We start from the raw sequence: 14,449 nt of genomic DNA on the forward strand, positions 1-14,449 counted from the left end.
GGCGTGATGGGTTGTCACGGCTGACCACCCCGGTTGCTTGGAAGGTGACGGGGCGGTCAAGTTGATGACACAATCAAGGCTATATGACACAAAGTGTCATTAGCAAGAAAAAACTTGCCCATGGCATTGGGAAAACCGCGTCGCATGTCTATTCGATTGAAATTGTTAAGAAAAAAACTGGGTATCACCCTGGATGCGCTGGCTGAAAGCTCCGGCATGACCAAGAGTTACCTGTCCAAGGTCGAGCGCGGATTGAATACCCCCTCGATTGCCGCCGCGTTGAAGCTGGCGCGCGCCTTGAATGTCAATGTCGAGGAACTGTTTGCCGAAGACCAGCCAGGCCATGCGCGCTACAGCCTGGTGCGCAGCGGCGAGCGCCAGGCGGTGGTGGGGCAGGCGCCGGGTTATACGGTGCTGGCCAAGCAGATCGGCAGCCGCAGCCTGTTGCCTTTCATCATCAGCCCGCCGCCGGAATTCAACGATGCCTCGTTCAAGGAGCATCTGGGCGAAGAGTTCCTGTTCGTCCATGAAGGCCAGGTGGAGGTCGACTTTGGCAATGAACGGGTCATTCTCGAACGTGGCGATGCGCTGTATTTCAACGCCCAGACGCCACACCGCCTGCGTTCGCTGGGCGAGTTGCAGGCCCAGTTGCTAGTCGTGGTGCACGACACCGAGAGCTGATCCCCATGGATGCACACTCCCGCTTCTGGCGTGACCCGGCGCTACCCTTCATCGAAGCACGTCGCGTCGCCGATGGCCGCAAGGTCTGTTATGCGGCGCATTCGCACGAGAGCTTCTCCCTTGGCGCGATCACTGGCGGACGCAGTACCTATGTCAGCGGCGAGCGCCACCAGCAGGTGGCGGCTGGCACCGTGGTCTTGATCAATCCTGGTGTGGTGCATACCTGCAATCCCATCGACGGTCAGCCCTGGTCGTACCTGATGCTCTATGTCGACTGGCCGTGGTTACAGGCGTTGGGCTTCTCGCCACTGGCGGCGATCAGCAGTACTTCGGCGTCGTTGTTCGACGAGGTGCTCAGGCTGTTTGACGTGTTGTTGGATGCGCAATACCCGGCCGCGCGCAAAGAGACCGCACTGCGGTTGTTTTTCGCCGGGCTCAGCCAGCGCCTTGGCGGTTTCGAGTGCTCGGCGCAGCAACCTGACCCGCGCTTGCTGGCGGCTGCGGCCTTTATTCGCGAGCATTGCACCGAGCCTTTGCGCCTTGAGGCCATCAGCCGGGCCGCCGGGTTGTCGACGTCCTACCTGATCAGGGCCTTCAAGCAGCAGTTCGGTCTCACCCCTCATGGTTATCTGCTCGACCAGCGTGTGCAATATGCCCGTGCCCAGTTGCGGCGCGGGCGCTTGATTGCCGAGGTGGCGCTGGAGGCCGGTTTTGCCGATCAGGCGCATTTGCAACGCGCCTTCAAACAGCATCTGGCTGCGACCCCGGGGCATTACCGTTCAGGCCAGTAGCAGGTAGAGGGCGCTGGCCAGCAATATGAACGCCAGGCTGCGATTGAACAGCCGCATGCGCCGTGGATTGCCCAGGTGCTGGCTGATCCTGCTGCCAGCCCAGGCCCAGGTGGCGATCGAGAGATAGCAGATAACCAGGTAGATGCCGGTGAACTGCCATAGCAGACGGGATTCACCGTTGTCGACATAGGCGCCGATCCCGGCCACACAGGCCAGCCAGGCCTTGGGGTTGAGCCATTGTAGGGCGGCGCCGGCAAGCATCGACGGTGCATTCTGGTTGCCGGCTGCGGCCAGCTCACCGCCGTCGCTGGCCAGTTTCCAGGCCAGGTACAGCAGGAATGCCACGCCAGCCCAATGCAGCACCTGAGTCAGTGCCGGCCAATAGCGCAACAGCTCGTGCAGGCCGAGGCCGATCAGCACCAGCAGCACGCCAAAGCCCAGGGTTGCACCGCCGACATGCCGCAGGCTGGCGCGCAGGCCATGGCGGGCGCCAGCGCCCAGGGCAATGATATTGACCGGGCCAGGGGAAATGGAAGCGGCCAGCGCGAAGGCGGCCATCGATAGCATCAGGCTCATGGGATCAGTATCCGGTAGTGGGGAACCGGCACAGACTAAGGGGCGGGAGCGGGCGCGTATTGAAGAAAATTACCCTGATTATTTTCAAGTAAAAATTACAGGTGTTGTGCCGGGTTCGCTGTTTTTCTTTTATTGATAACCGATCAGCATGCAATCACTTTCAACCACAGGCAGTGATCGTCATGCACAACCCTCATCCGTCCTTATTGAACCAGACCGTCGTCGTGCTCGGCGGTGCCAGCGGTATCGGTGCGGCAGTCGCGCGCCAGGCCCGAGACCGTGGCGCACGGGTCATTGTCGCCAGTCGCCAGCCAGGTCCGGTTGGCGAAGGTATCGAAGCAGTTACGCTCGATATCACCGATACCGGGGCGTTGCACGCCCTGTTTGCCGACATTGGCACGGTCGATCACCTGGTGATCAGCGCCGGGCCTGCGGTACAGGCCAAGCCCCTGGCGCAAAGCGACCTGCAACAGGCCCGCGAGGCCTTCGAGGTCAAGTTCTGGGGCGCCTTGCAGACGGTCCAGGCGGCGCTGCCCTACCTTTCGCCACGCGCCAGCATCAGCCTGACGTCGGGGTTGCTGTCGCGCAAGTTCGTCCCCGGGCAGTTGATCAAGACCACGCTCAACGCCGCTCTCGAGGCCCTGGGCAAGCAACTGGCCAAGGAGCTTGCGCCGCGTCGCGTCAACGTCATCAGCCCCGGGCTGACCGATACCGAAGCGTACGCGGCGATGGATACCGCGCAGCGTGTGGCGATGTTTGACCGCGCCGCGGCCGGGCTGCCGGTTGGGCGGGTGGGGCAAGCCGATGAGGTCGCCGCGGGCTTTATCCTGGCCATGGAGAACGGCTTCATGACCGGCAGCATTGTCGATATCGACGGCGGTGGGCTGCTGTGAGCCGATGAGCGGGCGCAGGTCGTGCTCAAGTTTCACGACCTGCTGCCGAAGCAATATGGCACTGTGCCATATACCAGGACATCCCATGTTGAAAAAGCTGCTCCAGGCCACCGCGATCATCGCCACCCTGTCGATGACCGGCTGTGTGTCCTACAACGTCACCGGCCCTCTGGGCGCTCCGCAACATCCAGCCGCCACCACCAGCCCACGTACGGCGCAGGTCGCTGACGTGGCGGTCTCGGCACCAGGCATCGACGAGGCCACGCGCAAGGCCATCAGCCGTTCGCTGACTGCGCAACTCGACCAGTACGTCGAGGCCGGCAAGTACTTCAAACAGGTCAGCCAATACCCGACACGCCTGGATGAGCAGGACGTCATGCTCAAATTCAACATGACCTCGCTCAAGGGCCATCGCGGCCCCCATCCGGGCTATGTGCCGGGCGCGTTGCTGACCCTGACCGTGTGGATCTGGGTCAACGGCCCGATCTACGTCGACACCTTCGATGTCGCCGGTGACCTGGTGATCGAGGACCGTAACGGCAAGGCCCTGGCCAGCTCCCGCCAGGAACTCAAGCTTGAGCGCAACGTCGGCCTCTACCGCCGTGAATACTGGGCGCCGACCCTGGGGGCACCGCAGCTCAATGAAGTGGTTGCCAAGCTGCTCGACGACGCCACGCTGAAACTGGCCAAACAGTAACGACAAGGACGATTCCCATGCTGCGTATCATCAAAGCCAACCTGCTGCTCGGCGCTGTGCTGCTGACCGGCTGCGTCTCCTATTCGCAACACGAACTGGCGCCAGTGCAGAGCTGGCCGCCACAGGCGCAAGCCCAGGCGGTGAAACCGACCGCCTATGTGCGCACCACCGCGCAATACCAGGTCAATCGCGGCCAGCCCAATGCCACCGCCGGCAAGCCGGCCGAGGCCTGGGAGCAGGCACTGGTCGACACCTACAAGCAGTCCGGGCGCTTTGCCCGGGTGAGCACGGAAAAGGTCACGGCGGATATCTACGCCGAATCGACCCTGACCAACCACGAACAGTACAACGTGGCGTCGGCGATCATCACCGGGGCGACCTTCTTCATCATCCCGTCCACGGCGCGCAACACCTTCACCCTTGATACGGTGTTCAAGGACAAGGACGGCAAGGAACTGGGGCGCATCAGCAAGAGCGAGTCGGTACGCACCTGGATGCACCTGGTGCTGATCGTCGGGATTCCCTTCCAGCAGGACACCAGCGAACTGGTCCGCCAGTTGACCCAAAGCACGCTGGACGAGGCGGTCAAGCGTCAGTTGTTGTAAGGCCTCATTGCTGCAAGCCAACGCCTACAGGCCCTGCACCAACCCTGTGGGAGCCGGCCTTGCCGGCGATGGGCTACGCAGTAGCCCCGCACAACAATCGCTCGACCTGCGCCAGCTCCCAGGTGCTGAGCAAACTCACCGGATCGGTGCCCCATTGCCAGCACTCGAGCGTGCCTTCGCGGCCGTCGCTGCTGCGGCACGTGAGGCAATGGTGCAGGTGGGTTCCGTCGAAATCCAGGCTCAGGCGCCAGCCGTCGATATCGACCTCAACGCCGACACGCCGCAACGGACGAACGCCGAGGGCGGCATCACGCAGTTGCTGGCACACCTCACGGGCACTCAGGGCTGGCATCTATTTCTCGCTCTCAAGGTACATGGCCTGGGCGACGGGGTCGCGAGGACGCTGAGCATAGTGCGTGCCGGCGCCGCTGTCAGCCGTTGTCCAGGCTTGATCTGCAGCGGCCTAGTGGGTAGCGTGCGCACCTTGGTCTTTTGAGTATCGGTTATGACCCTGATGGAACGACTCTTCACCTGCGCGTTTGGATTGAGCGCAATGGCCCCGGCCCTGGCTGCCGACAACCTGGCTATTCAACACTGGACCCAGCCCAGCGGCGCGCGGGTCTACCTGTTGCCTCAAAGCCAGGCCAGCGACCTGCAGATCCAGGTTGACTTCGATGCCGGCAGCCGCCGCGACCCACTGGATCAACCGGGCCTGGCGGTGCTCGGCGCAGCGCTTGCGGTGGAAGGTGTCCATGCCCAGGGCGATGCCCCGGAGCTGAACGGCAACGCGCTGCGAATGGCCTGGATGCGCCTGGACAGTGAACTGAATACCCAGGTCGATGCCGACCGCTTCAGCTACATCCTGAAAATCACCGACACCAGTGCCCAGCGCCAGGCCGAGGCCACGGCGTTGCTAGGTCGGCAGATTGCCGAACCGGCCTTTGCCGGCAGCATCTGGTTCCGGGCCAAGCCGTATTACATTCGCCAGGTCAACGGCGAAACCACCCGGCGTTTTGCCGGGGTAGGGCAACGCTTTGCCCAGGCGGTGTATGGCGACCACCCCTATGGCCGCGAGCTGACCCGCCCGGGACTGCAGCGCAACAAGCAGATCGACCTGGACGAGTACGCGCTGCCGTTCGGCTATGCCCTGACCCCGGCCATGGTCGAGCGCACCCGCATGGAAGATTTGCGCACGCATTACAGTGCAATGATGCTGCCATGCCGGGCCACGGTCAGCCTGGTCGGCAATCTTGACCGGGCTCAGGCCGATGCCGTGGCCAATGCAGTGCTTGGGCGCTTGCCGAGCGGTCATTGCCCAGCGTTGCCAGCGCTGCCCAAAGTGCAGGCGTTGAGCCAGGCCAGCCGCCAGCAACTGGAACCGCAGCAGGGTACGATCTGGATACAGATCGGCCAGCCGGCAGTGCCACGCAGCGACCCGGACTTTTTCCCGTTGCTGCTGGGCAGCGACATTCTCGGTGGCGAGCACTGGCCGACGCGGCTCAATCGGGCCGTGGGCGCTGAGCTTGGCGGCGATGTCAGTTGGGAATCGGCCAGCTACTTCGCCATGGGCCAACAGGCCGGGGCCTTCGTGATCTCGCTGGAAGTCCCTGCCGGGCATCAGGAGCAGGCACAGAAGGCGGCCCATCAGGCGTTGACGCGCTTTGTCAGCGAGGGCCCGAGCGCCGAGGAACTGGCTGAGGCCAAGGCGCGGCTACTCGAGCTTTTTGCCGGCACCAGCCGCCACCGCCTGCTTGAGCATGTCGCGCAGATCGCCTTGAACGGCTTGCCGGACGATACCCTGGTGACCTGGCGCCAACAGCTTGAGGCGGTGACGCCTGCGCAAGTCAAGGCGGCGTTCAAACGCGTCGTTCAGCCACAGAAGCTGGCGACCGTAGTGGCGGGGCAAGATCTGTAGGAGCGGCGGTGCGGCGATCCGACTTGCCCCGCGAAAAGGGGATTGTGAAATTTCCCACGCATCATGATAATGAGAGTAATTACCATTAATGTGTGATCACCCTCGTGCCGAGCTCTGTCGACTCCAAGGCTATCGTCGCCCACCTCTATAGCGACCATCATCGCTGGTTGCGCGCCTGGCTGTACCGCCGGCTGAACTGCCCGCACGATGCGGCGGACCTGGCCCAGGACACCTTCGTCCGGGCCATGACCAGCAGCGCCTTGCCCGCCCTTGAAGAACCCCGCGCCTTTCTCGCCACCGTCGCCCGCCGCCTGCTGAGCAACTTGTTCCGCCGTCGTGCGCTGGAGCAGGCCTACCTCGACGAGCTGGCGTGCCTGCCCGAACACTGCATGCCCTCGGCCGAAGACGTGGTGCTGGTGCGTGAAGCGCTGGCCGAAATCGACCGCGTGCTCGATGGCCTGCCGGTGCGGGTGCGTCACGCCTTTATCCTGCATCGCCTCGAAGGCATGAACCAGCCGAGCATTGCCGAGCATCTGGGGGTGTCGCTGGCCACGGTCGAGCGCGACCTGCGCCGGGCCTTCGTGCATTGCCTGAGCGCGAGGCCGGAATGAGCAACACACCACTGGACCGCGCCACCCACGAAGCAGTGGACTGGCTGCTCAAGCTGGAGAATGTTCCTGCCGGGAGCCCGTTGCTGGTGGCGTTCAACAGCTGGCTCGAGCAGTCTCCCGGCCACCAGGCCGCTTGGCAGCGGGTCAATGCCTTGCTTGGCGAACCCCTGGCCGATCTGCAGCAAGCCGAACAGCGCAACCCCGGCCAGTTGGCCATGGCCAGCCGCAGTTTGCGTGCCTTGCCTTCGCCGTCGCGGCGCAAAGCGCTGGGCGGCGGTCTGGCGATGTTGTTGCTGGGACTGGGCGCCGGTGCAATTGGTAATCGGGTGGCGCCGCTGGGCGATTTGCTTGCCGACCTGCGCACCGGCACCGGTGAACGGCGTACCTTCACCCTGGCCGATGGTTCGCGCCTGTGCCTGAACGCGCGCAGCGCGGTGGATGTGCGTTTCAGCGCCGGGCAGCGGTTGGTGCTGCTGCGCGACGGTGAGCTGCAAGCCAATGTGGCCGCAGAACCGGGCCGACCCTTTATCGTCGCTACCCGCGAAGGCCAGGTGCAAGCCCTGGGTACGCGCTTTAGCGTGCGCCAGGAAGAGCGCCAGAGCCTGGTTTCGGTACAACAGCACAGCGTCATGCTCAGCAGCGGCAGTGCGCCAGCCCAGCGCGTGGAAGAGGGCCAGGCCTTCCGTTTTGATGGCCACGGCAGCCAGCCTGTGGCGGCCTCACTACACACCCGTGCGAGCTGGGCCGATGGCCGCATCGATGTCCGCGACGAGCCACTGGGCGAGCTGATCGAGGCCTTGCGCCCGTACCGCGCCGGGCTGTTGCGCATCAGCCCGCAGGCCGCGCAGGTGCGCGTCTACGGCAGCTTCCCGCTGGATGACAGCGAGCGTACCTTGCGCTCCCTGGCCGAGACCCTGCCGATCCGGGTCGACAGCTTTGGCGGCTGGCTGACCCGTATCGATGTGATCTGAATAAAAATAATTAAGATTTCGCTGAGGGGGTTCGGTTACTGGCGTGTCCTCGTTATGGACAACAACCTCGAACGAGCCAACACCTCCATGCCCGACTCCATGATCCGCCCCAGCCTGCTGGCCCTTGCCATCGCCCTGGGCAGCAGTGCGCCGCTGTACGCGCAGGCGCAAACCGACAGCAGCGTCAGCGCCAGCCAGCGTTTTGATATCCCGGCCGGGGACCTGGGCGAAGCCTTGAGCCACATTGCCCGCCAGTCCGGCCGAGTGCTGTCGGTCAAGCCGGCACTGTTGCAGGGCAAGCGCTCGGCAGCGGTCAGCGGTCAGTTCACTCCCGAGCAAGCGGCGACCCAGGCCCTCAATGGCAGCGGCCTTAATCTCAACATCACCGCCGGCGGCACCTGGAACCTGGTGCCGGCCGAGCAGAGCGGGGCGCTGGAACTGGGCCTGACCCAGATCGTTTCCAACGCCGGCGAAGATGCCTGGGGGCCGGTTCAGGGCTATGTGGCCAAGCGCACCGGCACTGCGACCAAGACCGACACCTCGGTGCTGGAAGTACCGCAGACCATCAACGTCATCACCCAGGATGAAATCAAGGCGCTCGGCTCGCAGACGGTCACCCAGGCCCTGCGCTACACCCCGGGTATCACCGGCGGTGGTTTCTCCGACCGGGTCGGGATTTTCGACGAGCCGACCTCCCGCGGCTTCAGCCCGACGCCGCTGTACCTGGACGGCCTGCACCTGCCTTATGGCGGCGGCAGTACTGGCGGTGCGCTGCAGATCGATCCGTACGCGCTGGAACGTATCGAGGTGATGAAGGGCCCGGCCTCGGTGCTCTATGGCCAGAACCAGCCAGGTGGCCTGATCAACATGGTCTCCAAGCGCCCGACCGCGACGCCGCTGCATGAAGTCAAACTCGGTGGCGGCAGCCAGGACCGGCGTTACGGCGCGTTCGACTTTGCCGGCCCGGTGGATGACCAGGGTGAGTACCAGTACCGCGTGACCGGCATGGGCCTGGACAAGAACGGCGAGGCCGACTACGTCGAACAGCAGCGCTACATGATCGCCCCGAGCCTGACCTGGAGCCCCAACGAGCAGACGCGCCTGACCGTTTACGGCCACTACCAGCGCGACAACGGCATGCCGGAAGCCCAGGGCCTGCCGGCGGTGGGCACGGTGTTTGCCAGCCCCAATGGGCGGATCAAGCGCAGCCGTTTCATCGGCGAGCCGGGGGTCAACTCCTACGATCGCGAGCAGTACACCTTTGGCTATGAAGTCAGTCATGAGCTGGACGACGTCTGGACCCTCAAGCAGAACACCCGCTACGCCTACGTCGATGACAAATACCGGGCGCCGCTGCACGGCTACGCCTTCGTGCCCAACCCGGTCACCGGGGCCGACGACCAGAGCGCCATGACCCGCTTCGGGGTCGACTGGGCCCAGCGCAACAAGGTGTTTGGCATCGATAACATGGCCCAGGCCAAGTTCAACACTTTCGACGTCGCCCACACCCTGTTGATCGGCGTTGATTACTACCACTCCAACTCCAAATTCCTCGGCCTGTACGACCGCAATCCGCCGGTCATCGACCTGTACAACCCGGTGTACGGCAAGCCAATGAACTTCGGCCAGCCGTTCAAGTGGGACCGCACCATCAATCAGACCGGCCTGTACGTGCAGGATCAGCTCAAGTGGGACAACTGGTTCCTGACCCTCGGTGGCCGCTACGACTGGGCCGAGGCCGATAACAAGGAGCCGATCGCTGGCACCCATACCACCGTCAAGGACGAGAAGTTCACCGGCCGCGCGGGGCTTGGCTATGCCTTCGACAATGGCGTGACGCCTTATGTCAGCTACTCCGAGTCGTTCCTGCCGCTGAGCGGTGCCGACTACGCGGGCAAGGCGTTCGAGCCGTCCACCGGCAAGCAGGTCGAGGCGGGTATCAAGTACCAACCGCCTGGCCAGGACAGCTTCATTCAGTTGTCGGTGTACGAGATCAACCAGCAGAACATCCTCACCGCCGACGTCGGCAACCCCGGCTTCAACAGCCAGGTCGGCGAACTGCGCTCGCGCGGCGTCGAGCTTGAAGGCAAGGCCAACCTCACCGATAACCTGGGCCTGATCGCTTCGGTATCGCGCAACGACGTGGTTTACACCAAGGACAACGATGGCCGTGAAGGTCGTCATCCGTCGGGCACCCCGCCGATGACCGCATCGCTGTGGCTGGACTATCACTTCACCGGTGATACCCCGATTGCCGGCCTGGGCATGGGTTTGGGTGCACGTTATGTGCGCGGCAGTGACGGCACCGATTTTGCCGATGGCCACTTCAGCATCCCGTCCTATACCGTGTACGACGGCATGGTCTCCTACGACTTGCAGCAGTCGCCATTGCGCCTGAAAGGGGTGAAGTTGCAGGTCAATCTGCAGAACCTGGAAGACAAGGTGTATGTCAGCCGTTGCACCAGCGACGTGGATTGCTACTACGGCGAAGGGCGGACCATTACCACTGACCTGACCTATAACTGGTAAGACCGACTTGCCCGGCGATGGGCTGCAAAGCAATCCCTGCTAGCGACAAGCCAGCAACCACTGACGAAACCCGGCCACCTGCGGCCGTTCCAGTGCCGTCGCCGGGTACACCAGGTAATACGCCAGTTCACTGGCGATGCCCTGTGCAAAGGGCGTCACCAGCATGCCTTCATCCAGCTCCCGCTGCACGAAGCCGCGGCGCACCAGCGCCACGCCCAGCCCCGCCTTGGCCGCTTCAATCGCGCCGTTGCTGTCTACGAACAAGGTACCGCCACTGGCCTCCACCTGTGGCGCCCCGGCTGCATCCAGCCACATCCGCCAGTCGTGGCGGTGCTCATCGTGCAGCAGGTGCACGCTGGCAAGGTCGTTGGGTTGGTGCAGGGCGTGGATGTTGCGCAAGTGCGGGCTGCACACCGGCACCAGATCATCATCCAGCAAGCGTTCGGCGACCAGCCCGTCATAGCGGCCATAGCCATGACGCACCGCCAGGTCGATGCCGTCGCGGGCGAAATCCACCAGGCGCTTGCAGGCGCTGATGCGTACATCTACACCGCTCTGCTGCGCCTCGAAACCGCCTAGCCGTGGCAGCAGCCACTGTACGGCAAAGCCGGGTGTGCAACTGAGCGTCAGTACCTGCTGTCTGGCGCGCGTAGTGAGGGCACTGGTGGCCTCACGAATCATGCGAAAGGCGCTGCGCAGGGTCGCGAAATAGTCCTCGCCCTCCGGGGTGAGGCTGAGGCTGCGCGGGCGGCGGACGAACAACTGCACGCCCAGGGCCGCTTCCAGTTCCTTGATCTGCAGGCTGACCGCACCGGGAGTGACGCACAACTCGCGGGCGGCAAGGGTGATACTGACATGCCGGGCGGCGGCTTCGAAGGCGCGCAAGGCGCTGAGTGAGGGTAGGGTCATGATGCTTTAATTCACCTCAATTATCTGGCGAAAAATGCTCGTTTGTCGTGGTGCTGGTGCCCATGAATACTGGCATTGAAGAGCTCCAGAGGCTGCCGATTGACCTTAGCAGAGCTCAATCTCGATCGCCCGTTTGAGGAGTTAGCCACGATGAACAAAGTCATGAGCCTGAGGGAGTGGGGCCTGTTGATTGCCCTGTCGATACTGTGGGGCGGTTCGTTCTTCTTCAATGGTATTGCCGTGAAGGAACTGCCGCCTTTCACCCTGGTGATGCTGCGCGTGGGGCTGGCGGCGCTGGTACTGCTTGCGCTGGTACGGCTACTGGGGCTGTACATGCCGCGCGAGTGGCGGATCTGGCGGGCGTTTTTGGCCATGGGGCTGCTCAACAACCTGCTGCCATTCTGCTTGATCGTCTGGGGCCAGGCCCGCATCGGCAGCGGCCTGGCCTCGATCCTCAATGCCACCACGCCGCTGTTTGCGGTGATCGTTGCGCACCTGCTGACCGAGGACGAAAACATCAGCGTCAACAAGTTGGCCGGTGTTGCGCTGGGCTTTGTCGGCGTGGCGATCATGATCGGCTCGGCGGCCTGGTCCGGCTTGGACGGCAACCTGTGGGCACAACTGGCGGTGTTGGCGGCGGCCTTGTCATACGCCGTGGCCGGGGTTTACGGGCGGCGCTTCAAGGTCATGGGGGTGGCGCCGCTGATCACTGCCACCGGACAGATCAGTGCGTCGGCCATCTTGTTGGTGCCGCTGGCGTTGCTGATCGACCTACCCTGGACGCTGGCCGCGCCAAGCCTGACAACCTGGGCGGCGGTGGCCGGTTTGGTGTTGCTTTCCACCGCGCTGGCCTATGTGGTGTTCTTTCGTATCCTGGCCACGGCCGGGGCGACCAACCTGATGCTGGTGACCTTCCTGATTCCGCTCAGTGCCATCGTGCTTGGCGTGTTGGTGCTGGGGGAGCGTCTGGAGACCAGGCACTTTATCGGCATGGGGCTGATTGCCCTGGGGTTGGCGGCGATCGACGGGCGCTTGCTGAAGTGGCGGCGGGTGGCGGCGGAGGATCCGGACAGTTTTATCGGCCGGGATATTTAGGTCGCAGTCAGCTTGCCCTGCGCTGCTGTGTCAGGCATCGCGCAACAGGTCATGGGCATCGAGCAGCCGGTAGGCAATCTGCGGCTGCTTCTCCAGCGCCCGGCGGATCGCCGCCGGAATATTCTGCCGGGTCTTGCGACACAAGCCCGGCAGGTCCTCGATCTGAATGTTGATGCCGCGCATGGTCCGCACTTCATTGAAGCTCGGAGTGATCTGCACGCGAATGCCCAACTGCTCATACAAGCGTCGTTGCATGTGCTCCAGCTCCGACAGGCTCTGCAGGTTCTCCAGGCGCTCGAGCAGGCGCTTTTCTTCCTGGCGCGTCAGCAGCAGGATGCGCGGGTCCTGCAGCGTCTCGCGGCCGCAATCACAGGCGCCGGGCGGGCAGGGGGTGCGGGTGGGCAGGGTGGCGTTCATGCCTTGCAGCATAGCGAATCCAGCGCCCTCTGCCATGGGCTCGGTGCAGCGCTTTGTCGGTAGCGTATTTATCCGATACGCTCGCCACCTTGAGGCCGCCGGACGTGTTTGAGCTGGCCGAATGTGTAGAGGAGTGAATCGCTCATGCTGGGACAGCAACTGCAACTGCAAAGTGTATTGACCGGCCGCGCCGTGCCTTTTACCCGCCCGGGTTCAGCCAGCGCCATCGCCAAGGCCCCACGCGACGGCGAGGTGGCCGTGACCGAACTGGGCCTGGCCGGCGACGAGCAAGGCGACTTGCGGGTGCATGGCGGGATCGAAAAGGCCATCCATCACTATCCACGTGAACACTATGCTGCCTGGGCGGCGGAGCTGGGCGAACATCCCCTGCTGCAGGCACCGGGTGCTTTCGGCGAAAACCTCAGCACCTGTGGCTGGACCGAGCAGAGCGTATGCCTGGGCGACCGTTTTCGCGCCGGCACGGCCTTGCTGGAGATCTCCCAGGGGCGCATGCCGTGCTGGAAGCTCAACGACCGTTTCGGGGTCGGGGACATGTCCCTGCGGGTGCAGCAAAGCGGTCGCACCGGCTGGTACTACCGGGTGCTGGAGGAGGGCGTGCTGGCCGCCGGGATGAGTATCGAGCTGATCGCTCGGCCGCATCCGCAGTGGTCGGTGGCGCGCTTGTCGTCAGTGCTGTTCGACAAGCAGGTCGATCTCGAGGTCATTCGCCAGTGCCTGGAACTGCCGTTGGCTGCCTCTTGGCGCCGGACGCTTTCGCGGCGTCTGGAAAAGGCCGTAGTCGAGGACTGGGCACCGCGGCTGCAAGGGCCGGGCGTCGAAAGATCTTGAAAGGGGTTGGGCAACTAGTCAGTCGGCCATCGCTGGGCAAGCCCGCTCCTACAAGGCAGGAGCGGGCTTGCCCGGCGATCGCAATCAGGCAGCCGTACCCAGCTGCTTCACCACCTGACCCTTGACGGCCTGCTTGCGGCACGCGTCGCCAAAGGCCTGGAACATCTTTACCGAGTCCGGGTTTTTCGCCGCTTGCCATTCCGGGTGCCATTGCACCGCGAAGAGGAAAGGCGACAGGCTCGGGGCGTGGATGGCTTCGACCAGGCCGTCTTCGGCGCGGGCCAGGGGCTCGATGCCTTCGCCGAGGTTTTTCAGGCCCTGGCCGTGCAGCGAGTTGACGCGGATTTCATCGCTCTGCAGCAGCTTGTGCAGCCAGCTGCCTTGCTCCAGTTTGACGCTGTGAACCGCGCTGTACTGCACATCGACCGGATCGTCCGGGTTTTCCCGGTGGTCGTTGAAGCCTGGCTCGGCGTAGACCTTCTGGTAGATGTCGCCACCCAGGGCGACGTTGATTTCCTGCATGCCACGGCAAATGCCGAAGATCGGCAGGCCACGGGCGATAGCCAGTTGTACCAGCGGCAGGTCGAACAGGTCGCGGTCGCGGTCCTGGGCCTTGCCCGGGGTTTCGTTCTCCTGGCCGTACAGGGCCGGGTCGATGTTGCTGCCGGCGCCGGTCAGGTAAACACCGTCGGCCATGTCCAGGTAGGCTTCGAGGTCGTCGGTGCCGCAGCAGGTTGGCACCAGCACAGGTACGCAACCGGCGTGTTCAACCAGCGGTACGATGTATTTGTGGGTCATGACTTGATAGTCGTGGCCTTTGCGCTCCTGGGAGCCCATGGTCATCAGCACGACGGGTTTGCGAGGGGTTTGATTCTTATTGCCAATGTTGCTGTTGGGCATATGTCACCTT

General features: G+C 63.6%; 16 protein-coding genes. 11 read left to right on the forward strand and 5 right to left on the reverse strand.

All coding sequences use genetic code 11. From position 1 onward, the window contains the following. Positions 1-144: 144 nt before the first annotated feature. Complete coding sequence (locus BV82_RS12770; protein ID WP_036995852.1) at positions 145-681, forward strand: helix-turn-helix domain-containing protein; 537 nt, start codon at positions 145-147, stop codon at positions 679-681. Positions 682-686: 5 nt separating this feature from the next. Next, the gene (locus BV82_RS12775) at positions 687-1,472 is read left to right on the forward strand and encodes an AraC family transcriptional regulator (protein ID WP_036995851.1); all 786 of its coding nucleotides are present in this window, start codon (positions 687-689) and stop codon (positions 1,470-1,472) included. Here BV82_RS12775 and BV82_RS12780 read toward each other — a convergent pair. Next, on the reverse strand, positions 1,461-2,048 hold the full coding sequence (locus tag BV82_RS12780) for a LysE family translocator (protein ID WP_036995850.1): 588 nt from the start codon (positions 2,046-2,048) through the stop codon (positions 1,461-1,463). The two genes, BV82_RS12775 and BV82_RS12780, sit on opposite strands and share 12 nt — an antisense overlap. A 182-nt stretch (positions 2,049-2,230) precedes the next feature. Here BV82_RS12780 and BV82_RS12785 point away from each other — a divergent pair, with 182 nt between their 5' ends. The 3 genes from BV82_RS12785 (at position 2,231) to BV82_RS12795 (ending at position 4,243) form a co-directional block, all read left to right on the forward strand. Next, positions 2,231-2,941: an SDR family oxidoreductase gene (locus BV82_RS12785; RefSeq protein ID WP_010221988.1), complete on the forward strand. Its 711-nt coding sequence runs from the start codon at positions 2,231-2,233 to the stop codon at positions 2,939-2,941. A gap of 85 nt (positions 2,942-3,026) precedes the next feature. Continuing rightward, the gene (locus BV82_RS12790) at positions 3,027-3,638 is read left to right on the forward strand and encodes a hypothetical protein (RefSeq protein ID WP_010221989.1); all 612 of its coding nucleotides are present in this window, start codon (positions 3,027-3,029) and stop codon (positions 3,636-3,638) included. A 17-nt stretch (positions 3,639-3,655) separates the two neighbouring features. Then, positions 3,656-4,243: a hypothetical protein gene (locus tag BV82_RS12795; RefSeq protein ID WP_010221990.1), complete on the forward strand. Its 588-nt coding sequence runs from the start codon at positions 3,656-3,658 to the stop codon at positions 4,241-4,243. Positions 4,244-4,316: 73 nt separating this feature from the next. Here BV82_RS12795 and BV82_RS12800 read toward each other — a convergent pair whose 3' ends face one another. Then, positions 4,317-4,595 carry a DUF7693 family protein gene (locus BV82_RS12800; RefSeq protein WP_010221991.1) on the reverse strand — a complete coding sequence of 93 codons (279 nt, stop codon included), beginning with the start codon at positions 4,593-4,595 and terminating at the stop codon, positions 4,317-4,319. Positions 4,596-4,796: 201 nt separating this feature from the next. On the opposite strand from BV82_RS12800, the gene BV82_RS12805 reads away from it, so the two are divergent. From BV82_RS12805 to BV82_RS12820, 4 genes are all read left to right on the forward strand, one after another. After that, positions 4,797-6,158 (forward strand): M16 family metallopeptidase, encoded by a 1,362-nt coding sequence (locus BV82_RS12805; RefSeq protein WP_010221992.1) that lies wholly within the window; start codon positions 4,797-4,799, stop codon positions 6,156-6,158. Between the two features lie 104 nt (positions 6,159-6,262). Then, on the forward strand, positions 6,263-6,769 hold the full coding sequence (locus BV82_RS12810; protein WP_026001245.1) for a sigma-70 family RNA polymerase sigma factor: 507 nt from the start codon (positions 6,263-6,265) through the stop codon (positions 6,767-6,769). Continuing rightward, positions 6,766-7,740, forward strand: coding sequence for a FecR domain-containing protein (locus BV82_RS12815; protein ID WP_010221995.1), 975 nt, complete (start codon positions 6,766-6,768; stop codon positions 7,738-7,740). Before BV82_RS12810 ends, BV82_RS12815 begins: the two co-directional genes overlap by 4 nt. 87 nt (positions 7,741-7,827) lie before the next feature. Then, the gene (locus BV82_RS12820) at positions 7,828-10,269 is read left to right on the forward strand and encodes a TonB-dependent siderophore receptor (protein ID WP_036995939.1); all 2,442 of its coding nucleotides are present in this window, start codon (positions 7,828-7,830) and stop codon (positions 10,267-10,269) included. Positions 10,270-10,308: 39 nt separating this feature from the next. Here BV82_RS12820 and gcvA read toward each other — a convergent pair whose 3' ends face one another. Next, entirely contained in the window at positions 10,309-11,178 is an 870-nt protein-coding gene (gcvA, locus tag BV82_RS12825) for a transcriptional regulator GcvA (protein WP_010221996.1), read from the reverse strand. A gap of 150 nt (positions 11,179-11,328) precedes the next feature. Between gcvA and BV82_RS12830 the strand changes: the two genes are divergently transcribed. Next, positions 11,329-12,273 (forward strand): DMT family transporter, encoded by a 945-nt coding sequence (locus BV82_RS12830; RefSeq protein ID WP_051636776.1) that lies wholly within the window; start codon positions 11,329-11,331, stop codon positions 12,271-12,273. Positions 12,274-12,303: 30 nt separating this feature from the next. On the opposite strand, the gene BV82_RS12835 is transcribed toward BV82_RS12830, so the two are convergent. Beyond that, complete coding sequence (locus tag BV82_RS12835) at positions 12,304-12,690, reverse strand: hypothetical protein (RefSeq protein WP_010221999.1); 387 nt, start codon at positions 12,688-12,690, stop codon at positions 12,304-12,306. A 144-nt stretch (positions 12,691-12,834) separates the two neighbouring features. Here BV82_RS12835 and BV82_RS12840 point away from each other — a divergent pair, with 144 nt between their 5' ends. Next, a complete protein-coding gene (locus BV82_RS12840) occupies positions 12,835-13,539 on the forward strand; it encodes an MOSC domain-containing protein (RefSeq protein ID WP_036995847.1) in 705 nt (234 codons plus the stop codon). 84 nt (positions 13,540-13,623) lie between these two features. Here the strand turns inward: BV82_RS12840 and BV82_RS12845 are convergent, their stop codons facing one another. Continuing rightward, positions 13,624-14,439, reverse strand: coding sequence for a gamma-glutamyl-gamma-aminobutyrate hydrolase family protein (locus tag BV82_RS12845; RefSeq protein WP_010222001.1), 816 nt, complete (start codon positions 14,437-14,439; stop codon positions 13,624-13,626). Positions 14,440-14,449 lie beyond the last annotated feature (10 nt).

Origin of the sequence: Pseudomonas donghuensis (assembly GCF_000696345.2) — a bacterium.
Classification (GTDB): Bacteria; Pseudomonadota; Gammaproteobacteria; order Pseudomonadales; family Pseudomonadaceae; genus Aquipseudomonas; species Aquipseudomonas donghuensis.